Genomic DNA, 17,616 nt, shown 5'->3' with positions numbered 1-17,616 from the left:
GGGCCCGGATGCCCGCACTATAGAAAGAGGTCGGGCCCCTCGGTCCGGGTCTTCACCATGCCCGTCTTCTCCTCGCCCTCCTCGGGCGCCTCGAACGCGTCCCAGCTGCGGTCGCTGGTGGTGTGGATGCCCTTGACGCGGAGCATGAACTCGTTCGGGTTGGAGCAGTACACCAGGGCCTGGTCGATGGTGATCAGTCCGGACGTGTACAGCTGCATCACCGACTGGTCGAAGGTCTGCGTGCCGTACTCGGCCACGCCCTCGGCAATCAGCTGGCGGATCATCGAGGTCTTGGTGGGGTCCTCGATGTACTCGCGCACCGTGGCGGTGGTCACCAGCACCTCCGCGGCGGGCACGCGGCCCTTGCCGTCGGCGCGCGGGATCAGCCGCTGCGACACCACCGCCTGCAACGTGGAGCTCACCAGGTAGCGGGCCTCCTCGCGCTGGTCCGGCGGGAAGAAGGACAGGATGCGGTTGACCGTCTGCACGGCGTCCGTGGTGTGCAGCGTCGAGAACACCAGGTGGCCGGTGTCGGCGGCGCTCAGCACCGTCTCCATGGTCTCCACGTCGCGGATCTCGCCCACCAGGATCACGTCGGGGTCCTGCCGCAGGATGTGCTTGAGGCCCTCGCCGAAGCTCTCCGTGTCGAGGCCCACCTCCCGCTGGCTGATGTAACACTGCTGGTCGGAGTGCAGGTACTCGATGGGGTCCTCGATGGTGATCACGGTGCGGCCCATTTCGCGGTTCATGACGTGGATCATCGAGGCCAGGGTGGTGGACTTGCCCGAGCCGGTCGCGCCGGTCACCAGGATCAGGCCGCGGGGCCGCTTGGCCAGCTCGGCCAGGACCGGCGGGAGGTGCAGCTCCTCCAGCGTGGGCACGGTCATGGGCACCTGCCGGAAGCACAGTGCGAAGGTGCCGCGCTGCTGGTAGAAGTTGGCGCGGAAGCGGGCCAGGCCGGGCACGCCGAAGGCGAAGTCCACCTCGCGCTGCTGTTCGAAGATCTGCTTCTGGTGGGGCTTGAGCAGCTCGTCCAGGATGGCGCGCGCGTCCTGCAGCGACGGCGGCGGGTCGTCCAGCCGGATCAGGTCTCCATTGACCCGGATGCACGGCGGGACCCCCACCTTGAGGTGGAGGTCGGAGGCCCCGGACTGGACCATCTTCTCGAGGATGCGACGCAGGTCGACACTCATCGAGAAGGTTATCGGCAGGTCAGCCCTCGGGGTCCACCAAAAAGAGATCCTGACCGAATTCCACCGGCTGGGCGTTTTCGATCAGGACCCTGACGATCCGGCCCGGGGATTCGGCCTGGATCTCGTTCATGAGCTTCATGGCCTCGACGATGCAGACCGTCTGGCCGAGGCTCACCCGGTCCCCTTCTTCGACATAGGGATCGGCATCCGGGGCGGGAGCCCGGTAGAAGGTACCCACCAGGGGGGACTTAATGGGCACGAAGCGACTGATTTCGGCGGCCCTGGCCGGCGCCGGCGCGGCCGCCGCCGTGGGCGCGGGCAGGGAGACCGCCGGCATGGCGAAGGCACCGGGCGAGAACGCCTGCCCGTTGCGACCGATGCGGAACACCCGGCCGCTGGACTGCACCTCGAGATCCGAAATGCCGGTCTCGGCGACCAGGTCAATCAGCGCGCGCAGCTCCGCGAGATAGGCGGGCTTGGTTCCGCGAGCGGCGGCGGGGGTGGCGGCCTTGTGGGACCGCTTCGACTTGGATCTCGATTTCGGGCTCATGGCAATGCCGTCAGGCGTCGCGCCGTCCGGCCAGGGCCTCCAGTGCCAGCAAGTATCCGGTCGGGCCCAGGCCGCTGATGCAGCCCCAGGCGACGCCGGCGATCAGGGACTCGCGCCGGAACGGCTCCCGCGCGAAGATATTCGACAGGTGAACTTCCACGGCGGGCAGGCTCACCCCCGCCACCGCGTCGCGGAGCGCCACGCTGGTGTGGGTCAGGCCGCCGGGGTTGAGAATGAGCCCCTGGAAGGCAGCGGGAGCCGACTGGACCCAGTCGATCAGCTCGCCTTCATGGTTGGACTGGCGGCACTCGACCGCCACCCCCAGCTCCGAAGCCCGCCGCCCCAGTTCAGCGTCAATCTCCGCCAGGCTGGCCCGGCCGTAGACCTCCGGCTCGCGCTTCCCCAGCAGGTTCAGGTTGGGGCCGTGCAGCACCAGGATCTTCTTCAGGGTCGCTCCTTTGCGGGACGCGATTCCAGGAACGCCTCCAGCGCCCGCTCCAGCGCCTTGCCACGGCGAAGGCGTCTCACGCTACCATCGCCCAATGGGCCTGTCAACACGAAGGCTAACCCATTGTCAGATTGTTTCTTGTCTCCAAGAATGAGCTTCAGGACCCGGGCCGGGCGAACCGCCGGAGGCCGGACGGGCAGGCCGGCGTCCGCCAGGAGCGCCAGCAGCCGGGCGGCGTCCCCCGCCGGGAGCAACCCGAGGTCGCGGGACCAGCCCGCCGCGAAAGCGCAACCCACCGCCACCGCCTCCCCGTGCAGCAGGCCGCGGTAGCGCTGCAGGCCCTCCAGGGCGTGTCCCAGGGTGTGCCCGAAATTGAGCAGCGCGCGGCGGCCGCGGTCGAATTCGTCCCCGGCCACCACGGCGGACTTCAGGCGGACCGAACGGCGGACCAGCTCGACGAGTTCCGGGGAGGGGCTCCGAGGACCGAGCCCCTGGACGTGGCGCTCCAGCCAGGCGAAATCCCGGCGGCCCAGGACCGCGGCCATCTTGATGGCCTCCGCCACGCCGCAGCGGAACTGCCGCAGCGGCAGGGTTCGCAGCACCGAAACGTCGGCCACCACCGCCCGGGGCTGCAGGAACAAACCCAGGCTGTTCTTGTAAGGCCCCACGTCCACCGCCACCTTGCCCCCGACGCTGGCGTCCACCTGCGCCAGCAGCGTGGTGGGCACCTGGACCCACGGGAGGCCGCGCAGGTAGGTGCCGGCGAGAAGTCCGCCCAGGTCCCCCACCACCCCACCCCCCACGGCCAGCAGCAGCGCGTCCCGTGTGATCCCGCCGCGCAGACCGCGAAGCGCCAGCCGCTCCAGCGTGGCCGCGGACTTGGACCGTTCCCCGGGTGGGACGGCGTCGAGGCGCACGCGGAAGCCGGCGCGGCGCAACCGACCGGCCAGGGACCGGGCGTGCAGCCGCGCCACGCGGGCGTCGGTGAGGATCCAGAGCTGGCGGTGCGATCCCAGCTCGCGCAGGAGGCGCGGCAGGCCGCCGAGAAGACCCGCGCCGATGTGCACACGGTACGACCTCTCGCCCAGCGGGACGCGCACGACGCTCTGATTCATTGGTAGGGAACCTAGCACAAGCCGGCCCCGGGGGTGAACCGGACGCACCGGACCAGGGACGCGGACCAGGGCAGACGAAGCGGGAGAGAAAAGCGGGGAGCCGTTGGGCTCCCCGCCGGGTTCATTCTTCGAAGCACAACCTGAGGTCCTCGTGGCAGGTGCCCGACCCCGCGGACCCATGGTGGCACCCGCGGGAACGGCGCCGGTCAGCGGTGGTCCCCCCGCGACTTGATCGGAGTGACCTTGTATCCGGTGTCCTGCGAGTCGCGCACCAGCTGGCCACTGCCCTTGTCGAGCGGGAACGGCTGGTCGGGCAACTGGTCGTACAGCGAATCGGTGAAGGAGCGCCGCGCCAGCGCCGGGCCGGACGGCTGGCCCGGGCGGGTGCCGGTGCGCACCGGCGACTGCAGGGCTGCGGCCGGGGTCGCAGGCAGAGCGGCAGGCGAATTCGCCAGCCGCGGAGCAGCGACCGCGGACGGTGGCGGGGCGGCATTCCCGGCAATGGGCACGGAGGCTGAATTGGTCCGCGGGTGCGTCATCAGCATCCACACGCCCACCACCAGAGCCGCCACCGCCGCCGCCGCGGCCAGACCGGACCCCCACCTCAACGACCGGGCTGCTCTGCCCGGAGCGTGGAGGATGGACGGAATCCAGGTCGGGTCGTCCTGGGCGCCCTGCTCGCGAACCCGCGCCAGCACGCGCGCCGTGAAGTCTTCCGGAACGGCGATGGGCTCGAGGCCCGTCACGAGGTCATGCGACTTGCGGAACAACTGGTAGTCCCCGGCGCACTCCGCGCAGCGCGCGAGGTGGGCCAGGACCCGGTCGCGCTCGGCGCCCGGCAGCCGTTCTTCCAGGAGATCGGAGAACTTCTCACGTACCCGGTAGCAGAAGATGCCCATGCGGTTCTCCCGGTTACTCTTCCGTCAGGAACGGCAGCAGCTTCTTCTTGAGAAGGTGCCGCGCCCGGTTGATCCTGGACCGGACCGTCCCCCCGGGAACTCCCAGCACTTCGGAGATCTCCTCGTAGGACAGGCCATCCAGGTCTCTTAACACCACAGCCTCCCGAAAAGGTTCCGGCAATTCCTGGACCGCTTCCGAGACCGCCGCCTGCAACTCGGCCTGCTCCGCCCACCGGTCGGGCCTCCGGGACCGGTCCACCAGGGCCAGTTCCACGTCCCCGGAAGTCTCCTGCAGGTGCTCCAGGCTGGTGGTGGTCCGGTGCCGGACCCGGCTGCGGATCTCGTTCTTGGCCAGGTTCACGGCGATGGTGAACAGCCAGGCGGAGAACCGGCCTCCTGCGCGGTAGCGGCTCCGGTGGACCCACACCCGGAGGAAGACCTCCTGGGAGATGTCCTCGGCCCGCGCGCGGTCCCCCACGTACCGGTAGACGGTATTGAGAATCCGCTGCGAGTACCGCTGCACCAGCGCGGCGAAGGCCCCCTCGGAGCCCGCGATGACCTGCGCCATCAGGTCCTCATCGCTGGTCGCTGCCAGTTCAGGCGGATTGGCGTCCAGAGCCATGCGCACCCCTGCCGGGTTTCGGTTTCTGAGTGTAGATACACGGCCCGGGCGGCGCGGGTTCCCGCGCCTCCGGGCCCGGAGCCGCCTTCGGTGGGCCTACTTCTGCTGATCCTGCGCGCTGCGGAGCTTCTGCTTCAGGCCGGAGTTACCCGGGTCCCGGCTGGAGGCTTCCTGGTAGGCCTGTTCGGCCAGCCGGAACAGCTTCATGGAGGCCAGGACATCCCCCAGGTGCTCCTGGATCACCGGGTCCCCGCCCCCGTTGCGGACGGCCGCCTCCAGGTCGGCGCGGGCCTCCTCCAGCCGGCCCAGCCGGTAGTAGGCCCAGCCGCGGCTGTCCAGGTAGGCGGAGTTCCGGGGGTCCTCGCGGAGCGCCAGCTCGATCTCCTGCAGCGATTCCTGGAGCTTGAGACCCCGGTCCACGTACATGTAGCCCAGGTAGTTTCGGGCCTGCGCGTTGCGCGGGTCGAGTCGCAGCACGGAGCGGAAGGCCGCCTCGGAGGCCTCCAGCCGGCCCTGGCGCTCGCGCACCACTCCCAGGGCGAAATGCGCCGGGATGAAGGCGGAGTCCAATCCGATGGCCACGGTGAGCGCCGACTCGGCGGCGGCGTTCCGGCCCATCTCGGCCAGCACCTGCCCCACCAGGTAGTGGACGGACGCGGAATCCGGCGCCAGTTCGCGGGCCCGCCCGGCCTCCGTCAACGCGTCGTCCAGGTGGCGGCGGCGCATCTCCATGTTGGCCAGCAGTTCGTAGGAGCGATAGTGGCCCGGGTGGGACCTCGCGAAGCCGGCCACCACGTCCCGGGCCCGGTCCAGCTCCCCCTTGCGCGAGAGCAGGTCGGCCTTGAGCGCCGCCCACAGGATGTTGTCCGGCTCGAGCGCCGCCAGGGTGTCGGCGTCGGCCAGGGCCTCGGCGTCCCGGTGCAGCCGCGCCAGCAGCTCGCAGCGCAGCCGGCGCATGTGGGTGTCGGCAGGGTTGGTCGCGAGCAGCCCCTGGAGCGGCGCGAGGGCATCCTCCGGCTTCTCGGTGAGGAAGGCGATGCGCGCCAGCCCGCGCTGGCCCTGTTCCACGTCGCCGGCGGAACCACCCCCGCGCGCGGCGCGCGCGTAACTTTCGCGGGCCTCCTGCAGCAGCTTCAGGTCTTCGCACACCTGTCCCAGCAGCGTCCAGGCGCGCGGGTAGCGCGGCGCGATCCGGACCAGCCGGCGGGGCGCCCGAAACCACGCGAGGTAGTAGAGCACGCCGGGATTCTCGGGCTCGGCGCGCGCCGCCCCCGCCAATGCGCTGTCCGCGTCCGCGGGGCGGCCCAGCTGGTCGTAGACCAGCGCCAGCTGCGTCCAGCTGCGGGCGCTGCCCGGCCGGGCGCGCGTCGCCGCCAAGAACCAGTGGGCGGCCTCGTCCATGCGACCGTGCATGAAGGCCATCTACCCCGCCTCGGCCGCGGCGTCCGCCTGGGTGGAGTCCCGCTTCCAGAGCACGTTGGCGAAGCTCATCACCTCGTCGTCCCGCCCCAGCTGGAACAGGCAGTGAATCACGCGCGCGAGCAGGTAGCCGGAGGTGGAATCACTCTGGAGCGCCGCGGAGTATTCGTTGAGCGCGGTCTTCCAGTCGCCTTCCTGCTCGGCGACCGAGGCGCGACCGGCGTGCAGCATGCTGGCCTCGTCCTGGGCCCGCGCGGGCACCGGCGCCAGCGCCAGGCACACGGCGACCAGCCCGGGAACCAGGGTGGCAGGAAAGAGCGGGAATCGCGGGAATCGCGGACGGATCATGCTTCGGCTCCAGGGGGTGACGGGTCGGGCGGGCTCGGCGCCAGGAAGAAGCTGCGGCAGGTCGAACCGGCTGCGGCGCGGCCCTGCCGCCTCGTCTTCGATCCTAATGATAGGATGCGCCCGGCGTCTCCCGGGTTGTTTGTCCCGCGCCGCGGGACCCGAGGGGATTTTCGGCCGGCGGGCCCCGCCCCTTGATGCCGGCGCGCGGCTTCAGCGCCGCCGGGAACGCCGCAACGTGTGCACGAGCAGGAAGATGAGGGTTCCGGAGAGGACGATTGCGGCGCCCGAGGCGAGATTGAGCGCATAGGACGCCGCCAGCCCGGTGGCGGCCGCCAGCAATCCGAACAGGATCGAGAGCCCCACGAACGAACGCAGGCTCCCGGCCAGCTCCAGGGCGGTGGCCCCGGGGAGCACCAGCAGCGCCGAGACCAGGATCAGCCCCACGGCCTTCATGGACAAGATCACCGCCAGCGCCAGGAGCACCATCAGCGCCAGGTTCAGGCCGCGCACCGGCAACCCGCCCACCGTGGCCAGGTCCTCGTCGAATGCCACCGAGATCAGCTCCCAGAAGTACCGGCCCACCACGAACGACACCACCGCCGCGAGGCCCGCCATCATGTACAGGTCCGACATCTGCACCGCCAGCAGGTTGCCGAACAGCAGGCTGAACAGGTCCACGTTGTAGCCGCGATGAAACGAGAGCACGATCACGCCGAAGGCCATGGAGGCGGCGAAGAAGATGCCGATGGCGCTGTCCTCGGGCAGCCCGCCGTCGCGCGACAGGCGGGTGACCAGGTACGCCACCGCGAGCGAGAACACCACCGCGACCGGCGCCGGCGGCAGGCCCAGCAACAGCGCCAGCGCCACGCCGCCGAAGGCCGCGTGCGCCATGCCCGAACCCGAGAACGCCAGTCGCTTGAGCACCACGAAGCCGCTCAGCAGCGACAGCGTGAGGCTGACCAGCATCGCACCCAGCGCCGCCCGCGCGAGGAAGCCCATGGCCATCAGGGACGCTCCCCGTGCTCGCGCACCACGCGGTGCGGCACGCTCCCGTGCGCCAGCAGCTCCACCTCGCAGCCATAGGCGGAGGCCAGCTTCCCGGCATCCAGCGCCTCGGCGGCCGCGCCGTGGAAGTGCAGCCGCTGGTTGAGACAGGCCACCTCGTCGGCCACCGCGGCCATCACGCCCACGTCGTGACTGACCATGATCACGGTCACGCCGCGTTCCTTCAGCTCCCGCAGCCGGTGGTAGAACCGGTCCTGTGCCGCCGAGTCCACCGCGCTGGTGGCCTCGTCCAGCACCAGAACCCGCGGGTCCACGCACAGGGCGCGCGCCACCAGCGCGCGCTGCAGCTCGCCCCCCGAGCACTTCGACAGCCGCTGCCGTGCGAGGTGGCGGATCTCCATGAACTCCATCGCGCGCGCCGCCGCGTCGCGGTCCTCGCGGTTGAAGGGCGCACCGGCGCCGCGCAGGCCGCGGCGCCCCAGCAGCACGGTCTCCTCCACCGTGAGCGGGAATCGCGGGTCCCAGGTGCCGCGCTGCGGCACGTAGCCCACGCGGTAGCCGCGGGCGCGGGCCTCGCCCAGTCCCATGCCGAACCAGCGCACCGAACCCGAATCCGGCGCGCGCAATCCCAGGGCCACGCGCAGCAGCGTGGTCTTGCCGCCGCCGTTGGGGCCGATCACGCCCAGCATGGAGCCCTCGCGCACGTCCAGCGTGACCCCCTCGAGCAGGACGTGGTCCCCGGCGCGGACCCACACGTCGCGCAACGCCAGCGCCGGCACCGGTTGGCTCACTTCAGTCCCTCCCGCAGCACGGCCAGGTTGCGCCGCATCAGGGCCACGTAGCTCTCGCCGCGGGCCTCCCCGGTGGTGCCCATCGGGTCCAGCATCAGCACCCTCACCCCCGCGTCCGACGCCAGCGCGGCGGGCAGGCGCCGCCCGAACTGCGGCTCGGCGAACACCACCCGGCTGCCGCTGCTCTTCACCAGGCCCACCAGCCGGGCCCAGTCCGTCGGTCCCGGCTCGCGCCCGGGCGCCGGCTCCAGGGATCCGGCCTGCTCCAGGCCGTAGCGCGCGGCCAGGTAGGTCCACGCCTCGTGGAAGGCCACGAACCTCCGCACCCGGAAGCCCGCGGCCGCGGCGCGGTACTCGGAGTCCAGCGAGTCCAGGGACGCCGCGTAGTCGCGGGCGCGTGCGTGGTAGCCCGCCGAGTCCGCGGGGTCGACCGTGGCCAGGGCTTCCGCGATCCGCGGCAGCATGGCGCGCGCCACCACCGGGTCCAGCCACACGTGCGGATTGCCCTCGCGCAGCCGCACGCCGTCGGTGGCGGTCACCACGCAGCGCGGGCGCTCGGCCGCGAGGAGGCGGTCCACGAACGGGTCCAGGCCGGCACCCACGCGCAGCCACAACGAAGCCGACTCGAAACCCTGCACGTCGCGCGGCAGCACCTCGAAGGCGTGCGGGCTGGCACCCGGGGGCACCACCGCCTTCACTTCCCACGCGGGGCCGGCCACGCGCCGGCACCAGTCGGCCAGCGGGCCGATGGAGGCCACCGCCACCTTCGCGGACGACCCGCCCGGAGGCGGAGTGGCCCCACCGCCGCATCCCATGACCGGCAGCAGGGCCAGGAGGAGGGCCGCGGCGGGGCCCCCGGGCAACCTAGACAATGTCCTCAGGCTTGAGCACCCCGAGCCGGATCAGCGCGTCGCAGGCGGCATGCTGTTCCGCCTCTTTCTTGTTCCGTCCCCGCCCGCTCCCGAGCACCTGGCCCGAAGCGGCGACTTCCATGGTGAACCACTTCTCGTGCTCCGGCCCCTCCTCGGCGCGGGTGCGGTACTGGAGGTGGGCCTTGAAGCGCCCCTGCACGTGTTCCTGCAGCAGGCTCTTGTCGTTGACGTGGCGCATGTCGCTGGTGATGTCCCCCGCGTGCTCCAGGAGCTGTCGCTGCACGAAGCGCCGCGCGGACTCCAGCCCCTGGTCCAGGTACAGCGCCCCCAGCACGGCCTCGAAGGCGTCACCCAGGATGGAGGTGCGGTCGCGTCCGCCGGACTCGGCCTCCGCGTCGGACAGGCGCAGGTAGCGGCCCAGCCCCATTTCGCGCGCCTGTTGCGCCAGGATGGTCTTGCTGACCAGCAGGGACTTCATCTTGGTGAGCTCGCCCTCCTGCAGCCCGGGGTGGGCGCGGTACAGGTGCTCGCTCACCAGCACGCCCAGCACGGCGTCGCCGAGGAATTCCATGCGCTCGTTGGAGACGCTGCCGGTTCCGAGGTCGGGAAGGGAGGAACGGTGCGTGAGGGCCTGCTGCAGGAGCCCGGGGTTCTTGAAGCGGGAACCGATACGCCGCTCGAGGCCCGCGGCGGAGGTCGCCACCCCGGTCGTCCGCCGCCCGAACCAGCGCAGGAGGAAATTCATGGCCGGCGTCTATTCCCGATAGCGACGAACCGCCAGCGTGACGTTGTGGCCTCCGAAGCCCATGGAGTTGGACAGGGCCGCCTCGAACACCGCCGCGCGGGACTGGTTCGGCACGCAATCCAGGTCGCACTCCGGGTCGGGCGTGCGGTGGTTGATCGTCGGCGGCAGCTTCTGGTCGCGGACCGCGAGCACGCAGGCCACGAACTCGACACCGCCGGCCGCGCCCAGCAGGTGGCCGGTCATGGACTTGGTGGAGCTCACCGCCACCTTCGCGGCGGCAGCCCCGAAGGCCTTCCGGATGGCCAGCGTCTCGATCTTGTCGTTGTACGGCGTGGACGTGCCGTGTGCGTTCACGTAACCGAAGGCGTCCGGGGGCAGGCCGGAATCGGCGATGGCCAGCCGCATGCATTCGGCGGCGGCCAGGCCCTCGGGCTCCGGGGCGGTCATGTGGTAGGCGTCGGTGGTGCTGGCGTAACCCACCATCTCGGCCAGGACGGTCGCACCGCGAGCCTTCGCCTTCTCGAGGTTCTCCAGCACCACGATGCCCGAGCCCTCGCCCATCACGAACCCGTCGCGGGTGGCGTCGAAGGGGCGGCTGGCGCCCTGGGGATCGTCGTTGCGAGTAGAGAGCGCCTTCATGTTCCCGAAGCCGGCCAGCGCCAGCTGGGTGATGGGCGCCTCGGTGCCACCCGCCACGGCCGCGTCGGCCTCGCCGGCCTGGATCATCCGGAACGCCTCGCCGATGGCGTGCGCCCCGGTGGAGCAGGCGGAGACCGGGGTGAAACTGGGGCCGCGAAAGCCCAGGCGCATGGCGAGCTGCCCGGCCGCCATGTTGGAGATCATCATGGGGATGAAGAACGGGCTCACCCGGCCGGGGCCCTTTTCCAGCATCACGCGGGTCTGGGTCTCCAGGGTCTCGATGCCGCCGATCCCCGAGCCCACCACCAACCCGACGCGGAAGGAGTCGTAGCCGGCCTCCTTGAGGCCGGCCTGTTCGGTGGCCTGCAGCGCGGCCGCCATGGCGTAGTGCACGAACCGGTCGGCGCGGCGCGCCTCCTTGCGGTCCATGTAGCGCTCGACGTCGAAGCCCTTGGTCTCGCCCGCGAAATGCGTGTCGAGACGGGCCGTGTCGAACCGGGTGATGGTGGCGATCCCGGAGCGGCCGGCCAACAGCGACTCCCAGAACGACGCCGGATCGTTGCCGACCGGCGACACCACTCCGAGTCCGGTCACCGCCACCCGGGTCTTCGGTCCTCCGCTAGCGCTGCCATGAGCCATCGCCGTGGGCCCCTCCGGTGTCGGGGAGTGTTACTGCTGGCGGTTCTTGAGGTAGTTCATGACGTCGCCGACGGTCTTGATCTTGTCCGCATCCTCGTCGGGGATGTCGATGCCGAACTCTTCCTCGAGGGCCATGACCAGTTCCACGGTGTCGAGCGAGTCGGCGCCCAGGTCGTCGATGAAGGAGGCGTCGTTGGTGAGCTGGTCCGGCGACACCTCGAGTTCCTTGGCGATGATCTCTTTCACGCGCTCTTCACTGAACGTCATGGTACGGGTCCTCCTGCGGTTGAGCAGATTCTCGCCGGGCGCGGAAGGCCCGGGGGTCGGTCCATTCTACGGGCGGCAGACGCGGATTCGGGTCGGGGTCTTGGGGATCCAGGCGCCCCGCCCTAGCCCATCAGCATGCCACCATCCACCCGGAGCACCTGCCCGGTGACGTAACCGGATTCCGGGGACGCGAGGAAAGCTACCACATTCGCAACATCTTGCGCCACACCCATGCGCCTCGCGGGGATGGCCGCCTGCATGGCCTCGCGGACCTTTTCCTCAAGGCCGGCGGTCATGTCGGTCTCGATGAAACCCGGGGCCACCGCGTTGGCCGTAATTCCCTTGGCCGCAAACTCCTTGGCCACGGACTTCGTCAAACCGATGAGGCCCGCCTTGGCCGCGGCATAGTTGGCCTGGCCCACGTTTCCCATCTCCCCGATCACCGAGGCGATGTTCACGATCCGCCCGAAGCCCTTCCGGGCCATGGGACGGGTCAGCAGGCGGGTGAAGTGGAAGGCACCGCTGAGGTTGATCCGCAGCACCAGGTCCCAGTCCGCCGGGGAAAGCCGCCACAGCAGGCTGTCCCGGGTGATGCCGGCGTTGTTGACCAGGATGTCCAGCCCCGGCAGGGCCTCCAGGGCCGCCTTGCAGGCGGTCTCGATCGCGGCCGGGTCGCTCACGTCGCAGGCGATGAAGGCCGACTTTCGCCCCAGCGCCTCCACCTCGGCCCGGGTGGCCTGCCCCGCCTCGGCGTTGAGATCGAGGACCGCCACGTCGGCCCCCCGGCCGGCCAGGGTGAGGGCGATGGCGCGGCCGATGCCGCGGGCCCCGCCGGTGACCAGGGCGGCGTGCCCCGAGAGGTCCATGAAGCTCATGCCGGGCTCCCTCCGGTGGGTTCCAGCGCCTTGCGGAGCGGCTCCACGTCCGCGGGGCCGTCCACGCCCAGCAGCTCCACCGAGCCGTCCACGGTCTTGACCAGCCCGCGCAGCACCTTGCCCGGGCCCAGTTCCACGAATCGCCGCGCGCCCCCGGCCAGGAAACGGCGCATGGTGGGTTCCCAGCGCACCGCGCCCAGCACCTGCCGGCCCAGCGCGTCGCGGATCTCCCGCGGCGAGCTCACCGGCTCCCCGCTCACGTTGGCGATCACCGGGATGCGGGCGGGCCGGATGTCCAGCGCCTCCAGGCACGGGCGCAGGCCTTCCGCGGCGGGGGCCATGAGCGGCGAGTGGAACGCGCCGCTGACCTCCAGGCGGATGGCCCGCTTCGCGCCACGGGCCTTGCAGCGCTCCATGGCCCGCTCCACCGCGTCCACCTCGCCGCTGATCACGATCTGCCCGGGGGAATTCAGGTTGGCCGGCACCACCGTGCCGCCGGCCTCCAGGCACGCCGCCTCCACTTCCGCCGGGGCTAGATTGAGGATGGCGGCCATGGCGCCGGGCCGCTCCTGGCCCGCGCGCAGCATCAGCTCGCCGCGCGCGCGCACCGTGCGCACGGCGTCCTCGAAGGTCAGGGCCTCCGCGGCCACCAGCGCCGAGTACTCGCCCAGACTGTGCCCGGCGGCGGATGCGGCCGGGGGCAGGAATTCGCGCGCCACCGTCCATGCGGCCACGCTGTGCACCAGGATGGCGGGCTGGGTGTTGTGTGTCAGGCGCAGCTCGTCCTCGGGACCCTCGAACATGATCCGGGTGAGCGCGAAGCCCAGGGCCGCATCCGCCCGCTCGAAGATCTCCCGGGCGGCCGGGTAGGAGTCCCGGAGTCCCAGGCCCATGCCGACGTACTGGGCCCCCTGGCCCGGAAACAACAGTGCCAGCTTCATGGCGTCACCAGCGGAGCGCGAGCGCGCCCCAGGTAAGCCCGCCGCCGAAGGCGACCAGGACCACCATGTCTCCGGGGACCAGGCGTCCGCTGCGGACCACCTCGTCCAGCGCGATGGGGACCGAGGCGGAGGAAGTGTTGCCGAAGCGGTCGATGTTCACGTACACGCGCTCGTCGGGCACCCCGAGACGCTCGCCCAGGGCCTGGATCATTCTCAGATTCGCCTGGTGGGGCACCAGCAGCCGGATGTCGTCGGCGGTGATGCCCGCGTCCTCCATCACCCCGCGGGTCACCTCTTCCATGCCCCGCACCGCGAACTTGAACACCTCGTTGCCGCGCATGTGGATGGTGTGCAGCTTCGCGGCCACCGACTCCTGCGTGGCCGGGATGGCCGAGCCGCCGGCGGGCTGGTAGAGCATCCCGCGCGCGGTGCCGTCGCTGCCGATGCGCGAGGCCAGCACGCCGTGCCGCCGGTCGCCCTCGGGCACCAGCACCACCGCGCCGGCGCCGTCACCGAACAGTACGCAGGTGCCGCGGTCCTCGTAGTTGGTGATCTTGGTGAGCGTCTCGGCCCCCACCAGCAGCACCCGCTTCGCGGTGCCGAGCGCGATCATGCTGCGCAACATGTGCACGCCGTAGATGAATCCCGAGCAGGCCGCGGAGATGTCCATGGCCGCGGCGGCCTTCGCCCCCAGCTTGTCCTGGATGGCGCAGGCGCACGACGGGAACAGCGTGTCCGGGGTGACGGTGGCGCACACCAGCAGGTCCAGGTCCTCCGGCTTCATGCCGGCCGCGTCGAGCGCGCGCCGCGCCGCCTCCACCGCCAGGTCCGAGGTGGCCTGGCCGGGCGCGGCGACGTGGCGTTCCTTGATGCCGGTGCGGGTGGTGATCCACTCGTCGGAGGTCTCCACCATGTGCGCCAGGTCGGCGTTGGTGAGGACCTTCTCCGGGACGTACGACCCGGTCCCGACGATGCGGGCCAGGGGCAACCCGGTATTAGGCATGGGCGGTCTTGAGCTCCTGGCGGATGTGGGCGTTGACCTGGTGGGTGACCGCCACGGCGGCGGTGCGGATCGCGTTGTTGATGGCCTTCTCCGAGCTGCTGCCGTGGGCGATGATCACCACGCCGTTCACCCCCAGCAGCGGGGCGCCGCCGTACTCGGCGTAGTCGAGGCGCGCCCGCAGCCGGCGGAACGCGGGACGGGACATCATCCCGCCGACCATGGAGACCAGGTCCGCCTTCAGCTCGCGCTTGAGCCAGGTCACCAGCAGCCCGCTCACCGACTCGGCGGTCTTGAGCACCACGTTGCCGGTGAAGCCGTCGCACACCACCACGTCGGCGGTGCCGCGGAAGATGTCGCGGCCCTCGACGTTGCCGAGGAAGTTGATGTCCTCGGTGGTGGCCGCCAGCAGCTGGTAGGCCTCCTGGGTCAGTTCGTTGCCCTTGGTGGGCTCCTCGCCGATGTTCAGCAGACCCACGCGCGGCGCCTTCACGCCCAGCACGTGGCGCGCGAAGAGCGAGCCCATGATGCCGAATTGGAGCAGGTGGATGGGCTTGCAGTCGGAGTTGGCGCCCACGTCGAGGACCACGCTGCCGGCCTGGGTGTTGGGCACCGGGAACAGCGCGGCGATGGCCGGGCGGTCCACGCCCTCGAGGCGGCCCAGGTTGAACAGCGAGGTGGCCACCACGGCGCCGGTGTTGCCGGCGCTGACCAGCGCGTCAATCTCGCCTTCCTTGTGCAGGCGGGTGGCGACGACCAGCGAGGAGTTCTTCTTGCGGCGCACGGCCATGGCCGCGGCCTCACCCATCTCGATGCGCTCCGGCGCGTGCACCAGCCGCAGCGGCAGCGACTCCCAGCCCTTGTGCCGGGCCAGGTCCGCCTCCATCGCCCCCTTGTCGCCGACCAGCACGACTTCGAACTGGCCGGGTTCCTCGATCAGCGCCTGGATGGCTCCGTCCACCTCGGCGCGGGGAGCGAAGTCCCCACCCATGGCGTCAATCCCGATGCGCGGGCCCCGCGGGCGGTCAGGCATGGCTGCACCCCTCCGGGTCAGGCTTTCTTCGGTTCCTGGATCTCTTCGCCGTCGTAGTAGCCGCAGTTCGGGCAGACCCGGTGGGGCCGCTTGGGCTGGCTGCAGTGCGAGCAGGGCACCACCGCCGGGGCGGAAAGCACCCAGTGCGTGCGCCGCTTGCGGCCGCGGGTGCGGGAGTGTCGCCGTTTCGGAAGAGCCATGAATCTTCTCCGTTCACATTTCGACGGACCCCGCGCCGCCCGCGCGCGTGGCGCAGGTGCACGGTTCCGTGTTCAGGTTGGCGCCGCAGCCGGGGCACAGACCCCGGCAGTCCGGCCGGCACAGGAACCGGAGCGGCAGGGCCAGCAGCAGCGCCTCGCGCACCACCTGCCCCACTTCCAGCCTCACGCCGTCATGGAAGAAAATATAGTTGTCGGCCTCGAGCTCCCGGTCCAGTCCCTTCGTGCCGCCGACGGGACGCCTCTCGGCGTAGGCCGTGAACTCGGCCGTCAGCGGCTGGCGGGTGGGCTCGAGGCACCGGGCGCAGTCACTCCGGACTGTCGCGTCGCCGGTGCCATGGATCAGCACATTATCGCCGTGGCGCGTCACCCTGAACCGCGCCACGACCCGATCTTCGAACGTGGCCGCGTCACTGTCCATGTCAAGCTCGACGGCACGGCATTCCAGGACCGTCTCGGACGGCCCCTGGGGCAGCGACTTGACGTCAAGTTCCACGGCGGCAGCCTGTTCCCCGGGCTCCCGCGGGCACCGCCCGCCCCGGGACATTGGGTGGCATTCTACCAGAGCGCCTCGCGCCGGCGCAAGTCGGCCCGGGACCGTGATTTCCCGGTCCCCGGACGGCCCTCCGGCGGCTCACTCCGCGAGCAGTTCCCCGAAGAAGCCCAGTTCCCGCTCGGCCGAAGCCGGCGAGTCGGAGGCGTGCACCGAGTTGGAGCCCTTGTCCACCGCGAACATGCGCCGGATGGTGAGCGGGGCGGCGGCGTTGGGATCGGTGGCCCCCACCGTCTCGCGCAGCCGGACCACGGCCTCGTCGGCCTCCAGGCACACCAGCACCACCGGGCCGGAGGTCATGTACTCGCACAGCGGCTCGTAGAACGGCTTGCCCTGGTGCTCGGCGTAGAAGTGCTCGGCCTGGGCGCGCTTGAGGAGCGTGCGCTTCAGGCCGCGGATCCCGAAACCGCGGGACTCCACCTCGGCCAGGATGCGGCCGGTCAAGTTTCGGGACACGGCGTCGGGCTTCACGATCAGAAGGGTGCGCTGTTTCATGGGTCTCCCGGGATGTAGGTCACGCGGGCCGCGCGGGGCGGTCTCGACCACTCCCGCGCCTGCCCGCACTCAGAATCTTCGATCGATCAGCGCCCGCCGCGGCGCTTGGGCCCGCCCGCGCCCCCCGCCGGCGGGGTGACTCCCGGCCGCGTGCCGCCGCGGGTGAGCGGCCGCTTGCGGCTGCTCTCCTGCCGCAGGTGCGCGCGCGAGTCCGCCGGACCGCGACCCGGCGGGCGACCCGCCGGCGCGGGGCCGTGCGTGCGCCCGCCCTGCGCACCGCCTCGGCGCGGGGCCTCGCCGGGACGGCGCACGCCGCGCGCCGGCGGCGCCGAGCCGTACCCCGGTCGCGACGGGCCCTGGGCCCTGCCGCGGTGGAGATCGGCGCCGCCCGCGTCGCCCAGGCGCGGGCGCTCGTCGGCATGGCCGGCGCAGGCCTGTATCCGGTGATCGCCGTCGATGCCGGCAGCAGTCGCACGTGGTTCTCCGGCAACCCGGCGGCCGACAGTGCATCGGCCGGCGTCGGCGTGACCTGGGAAGCGGACCTTTGGGGTTCCGCGCGCTATGCGCAAGCGTCCGCGGCGTCTACCTTGCTGGCGACCCGCTTCGGGCAGGAAGCCTTGCGCCAGGGACTCGTCGCCGACGTCGCCGCCGTCTATTTTCAGATCCTCGCCATCAACGACAGCCTCAAGGTCGCCCGCGACAATCTGGCCAACGTGCAGCGTCTGCTGGCGGTGATCGAAGCGCAAAAGCAGGCGGGCAGAATTTCGGCACTGGAACTGGCGCAGCAGCGCACGGTGCAGGCGAGCGCCGAGGCGGCGATTCCGCCTTTGCTGCAACGGCGGCGGACGAGTCTCGACGCCCTGGCGCTGCTGGCCGGGCGCACGCCCGAGGCGCTGACGGTTACCGACACCCTGCTGTCGTCGCTGGCCGTCCCCGCCGTGCCGCTCGG

The 17,616-nt window shown here is 71.1% G+C and carries 22 protein-coding genes; 1 reads left to right on the top strand and 21 read right to left on the bottom strand.

The annotated features are described in order from the left end of the window. Window positions 1–17: 17 nt before the first annotated feature. The 21 genes from HZB25_11060 to ndk form a co-directional block, all read right to left on the bottom strand. Window positions 18–1,193, bottom strand: coding sequence for a type IV pilus twitching motility protein PilT (locus HZB25_11060; protein ID MBI5837776.1), 1,176 nt, complete (start codon window positions 1,191–1,193; stop codon window positions 18–20). A gap of 19 nt (window positions 1,194–1,212) precedes the next feature. After that, window positions 1,213–1,743, bottom strand: coding sequence for an acetyl-CoA carboxylase biotin carboxyl carrier protein (gene accB, locus HZB25_11055; GenBank protein MBI5837775.1), 531 nt, complete (start codon window positions 1,741–1,743; stop codon window positions 1,213–1,215). A gap of 10 nt (window positions 1,744–1,753) precedes the next feature. Next, on the bottom strand, window positions 1,754–2,191 hold the full coding sequence (gene aroQ / locus HZB25_11050) for a type II 3-dehydroquinate dehydratase (protein ID MBI5837774.1): 438 nt from the start codon (window positions 2,189–2,191) through the stop codon (window positions 1,754–1,756). Then, complete coding sequence (aroB, locus tag HZB25_11045; protein MBI5837773.1) at window positions 2,188–3,306, bottom strand: 3-dehydroquinate synthase; 1,119 nt, start codon at window positions 3,304–3,306, stop codon at window positions 2,188–2,190. Before aroB ends, aroQ begins: the two co-directional genes overlap by 4 nt. Window positions 3,307–3,512: 206 nt before the next feature. Beyond that, the gene (locus tag HZB25_11040; GenBank protein MBI5837772.1) at window positions 3,513–4,205 is read right to left on the bottom strand and encodes a zf-HC2 domain-containing protein; all 693 of its coding nucleotides are present in this window, start codon (window positions 4,203–4,205) and stop codon (window positions 3,513–3,515) included. Between the two features lie 13 nt (window positions 4,206–4,218). Beyond that, window positions 4,219–4,773: a sigma-70 family RNA polymerase sigma factor gene (locus tag HZB25_11035; protein ID MBI5837771.1), complete on the bottom strand. Its 555-nt coding sequence runs from the start codon at window positions 4,771–4,773 to the stop codon at window positions 4,219–4,221. 150 nt (window positions 4,774–4,923) lie between these two features. Beyond that, complete coding sequence (locus tag HZB25_11030; GenBank protein MBI5837770.1) at window positions 4,924–6,249, bottom strand: tetratricopeptide repeat protein; 1,326 nt, start codon at window positions 6,247–6,249, stop codon at window positions 4,924–4,926. Continuing rightward, complete coding sequence (locus HZB25_11025) at window positions 6,250–6,594, bottom strand: tetratricopeptide repeat protein (protein ID MBI5837769.1); 345 nt, start codon at window positions 6,592–6,594, stop codon at window positions 6,250–6,252. Between the two features lie 210 nt (window positions 6,595–6,804). Further along, a complete protein-coding gene (locus HZB25_11020; protein ID MBI5837768.1) occupies window positions 6,805–7,599 on the bottom strand; it encodes a metal ABC transporter permease in 795 nt (264 codons plus the stop codon). Further along, on the bottom strand, window positions 7,599–8,390 hold the full coding sequence (locus HZB25_11015) for a metal ABC transporter ATP-binding protein (GenBank protein ID MBI5837767.1): 792 nt from the start codon (window positions 8,388–8,390) through the stop codon (window positions 7,599–7,601). The genes HZB25_11020 and HZB25_11015 overlap by 1 nt, the downstream gene beginning before the upstream one ends. Continuing rightward, window positions 8,387–9,148 carry a zinc ABC transporter substrate-binding protein gene (locus HZB25_11010; protein MBI5837766.1) on the bottom strand — a complete coding sequence of 254 codons (762 nt, stop codon included), beginning with the start codon at window positions 9,146–9,148 and terminating at the stop codon, window positions 8,387–8,389. Before HZB25_11010 ends, HZB25_11015 begins: the two co-directional genes overlap by 4 nt. Before the next feature lie 106 nt (window positions 9,149–9,254). Next, the gene (rnc, locus tag HZB25_11005) at window positions 9,255–10,007 is read right to left on the bottom strand and encodes a ribonuclease III (protein ID MBI5837765.1); all 753 of its coding nucleotides are present in this window, start codon (window positions 10,005–10,007) and stop codon (window positions 9,255–9,257) included. A 9-nt stretch (window positions 10,008–10,016) separates the two neighbouring features. Then, window positions 10,017–11,285: a beta-ketoacyl-ACP synthase II gene (gene fabF, locus HZB25_11000; GenBank protein MBI5837764.1), complete on the bottom strand. Its 1,269-nt coding sequence runs from the start codon at window positions 11,283–11,285 to the stop codon at window positions 10,017–10,019. A gap of 30 nt (window positions 11,286–11,315) precedes the next feature. Continuing rightward, on the bottom strand, window positions 11,316–11,552 hold the full coding sequence (gene acpP / locus HZB25_10995) for an acyl carrier protein (GenBank protein ID MBI5837763.1): 237 nt from the start codon (window positions 11,550–11,552) through the stop codon (window positions 11,316–11,318). Between the two features lie 122 nt (window positions 11,553–11,674). Next, window positions 11,675–12,418 carry a 3-oxoacyl-[acyl-carrier-protein] reductase gene (gene fabG, locus HZB25_10990; protein MBI5837762.1) on the bottom strand — a complete coding sequence of 248 codons (744 nt, stop codon included), beginning with the start codon at window positions 12,416–12,418 and terminating at the stop codon, window positions 11,675–11,677. 5 nt (window positions 12,419–12,423) lie between these two features. Then, window positions 12,424–13,368, bottom strand: coding sequence for an ACP S-malonyltransferase (gene fabD, locus HZB25_10985; GenBank protein ID MBI5837761.1), 945 nt, complete (start codon window positions 13,366–13,368; stop codon window positions 12,424–12,426). A gap of 4 nt (window positions 13,369–13,372) precedes the next feature. After that, the gene (locus HZB25_10980; protein MBI5837760.1) at window positions 13,373–14,371 is read right to left on the bottom strand and encodes a ketoacyl-ACP synthase III; all 999 of its coding nucleotides are present in this window, start codon (window positions 14,369–14,371) and stop codon (window positions 13,373–13,375) included. Beyond that, window positions 14,364–15,401, bottom strand: a complete 1,038-nt coding sequence (plsX, locus tag HZB25_10975; GenBank protein ID MBI5837759.1) for a phosphate acyltransferase PlsX — start codon at window positions 15,399–15,401, stop codon at window positions 14,364–14,366. Before plsX ends, HZB25_10980 begins: the two co-directional genes overlap by 8 nt. Before the next feature lie 17 nt (window positions 15,402–15,418). Further along, on the bottom strand, window positions 15,419–15,601 hold the full coding sequence (gene rpmF / locus HZB25_10970; GenBank protein ID MBI5837758.1) for a 50S ribosomal protein L32: 183 nt from the start codon (window positions 15,599–15,601) through the stop codon (window positions 15,419–15,421). Window positions 15,602–15,614: 13 nt separating this feature from the next. Continuing rightward, entirely contained in the window at window positions 15,615–16,115 is a 501-nt protein-coding gene (locus HZB25_10965; protein ID MBI5837757.1) for a DUF177 domain-containing protein, read from the bottom strand. Between the two features lie 138 nt (window positions 16,116–16,253). Then, window positions 16,254–16,667, bottom strand: coding sequence for a nucleoside-diphosphate kinase (gene ndk, locus HZB25_10960; GenBank protein ID MBI5837756.1), 414 nt, complete (start codon window positions 16,665–16,667; stop codon window positions 16,254–16,256). 371 nt (window positions 16,668–17,038) lie between these two features. Here ndk and HZB25_10955 point away from each other — a divergent pair. After that, window positions 17,039–17,616 (top strand): TolC family protein (locus HZB25_10955; protein MBI5837755.1); only part of this gene is annotated, 578 nt, incomplete at its 3' end.

This window comes from Candidatus Eisenbacteria bacterium (assembly GCA_016235265.1).
Lineage (GTDB): Bacteria > Eisenbacteria > RBG-16-71-46 > RBG-16-71-46 > JACRLI01 > JACRLI01.
This window is presented reverse-complemented; position numbering and strand designations above follow the sequence as displayed.

Bases quoted from the DNA above. Each gene is read 5' to 3' on its own strand.
- HZB25_11020 (MBI5837768.1), bottom strand. From the start codon at position 7,599: ATGGCCATGGGCTTCCTCGCGCGGGCGGCGCTGGGTGCGATGCTGGTC.
- ndk (MBI5837756.1), bottom strand. From the start codon at position 16,667: ATGAAACAGCGCACCCTTCTGATCGTGAAGCCCGACGCCGTGTCCCGA.
- HZB25_11030 (MBI5837770.1), bottom strand. From the start codon at position 6,249: ATGGCCTTCATGCACGGTCGCATGGACGAGGCCGCCCACTGGTTCTTG.
- fabF (MBI5837764.1), bottom strand. From the start codon at position 11,285: ATGGCTCATGGCAGCGCTAGCGGAGGACCGAAGACCCGGGTGGCGGTG.
- plsX (MBI5837759.1), bottom strand. From the start codon at position 15,401: ATGCCTGACCGCCCGCGGGGCCCGCGCATCGGGATTGACGCCATGGGT.
- HZB25_10980 (MBI5837760.1), bottom strand. From the start codon at position 14,371: ATGCCTAATACCGGGTTGCCCCTGGCCCGCATCGTCGGGACCGGGTCG.
- fabG (MBI5837762.1), bottom strand. From the start codon at position 12,418: ATGGACCTCTCGGGGCACGCCGCCCTGGTCACCGGCGGGGCCCGCGGC.
- rnc (MBI5837765.1), bottom strand. From the start codon at position 10,007: ATGAATTTCCTCCTGCGCTGGTTCGGGCGGCGGACGACCGGGGTGGCG.
- HZB25_11025 (MBI5837769.1), bottom strand. From the start codon at position 6,594: ATGATCCGTCCGCGATTCCCGCGATTCCCGCTCTTTCCTGCCACCCTG.
- HZB25_11060 (MBI5837776.1), bottom strand. From the start codon at position 1,193: ATGAGTGTCGACCTGCGTCGCATCCTCGAGAAGATGGTCCAGTCCGGG.
- HZB25_11035 (MBI5837771.1), bottom strand. From the start codon at position 4,773: ATGGCGCAGGTCATCGCGGGCTCCGAGGGGGCCTTCGCCGCGCTGGTG.
- rpmF (MBI5837758.1), bottom strand. From the start codon at position 15,601: ATGGCTCTTCCGAAACGGCGACACTCCCGCACCCGCGGCCGCAAGCGG.
- fabD (MBI5837761.1), bottom strand. From the start codon at position 13,368: ATGAAGCTGGCACTGTTGTTTCCGGGCCAGGGGGCCCAGTACGTCGGC.
- aroB (MBI5837773.1), bottom strand. From the start codon at position 3,306: ATGAATCAGAGCGTCGTGCGCGTCCCGCTGGGCGAGAGGTCGTACCGT.
- HZB25_11040 (MBI5837772.1), bottom strand. From the start codon at position 4,205: ATGGGCATCTTCTGCTACCGGGTACGTGAGAAGTTCTCCGATCTCCTG.
- accB (MBI5837775.1), bottom strand. From the start codon at position 1,743: ATGAGCCCGAAATCGAGATCCAAGTCGAAGCGGTCCCACAAGGCCGCC.
- acpP (MBI5837763.1), bottom strand. From the start codon at position 11,552: ATGACGTTCAGTGAAGAGCGCGTGAAAGAGATCATCGCCAAGGAACTC.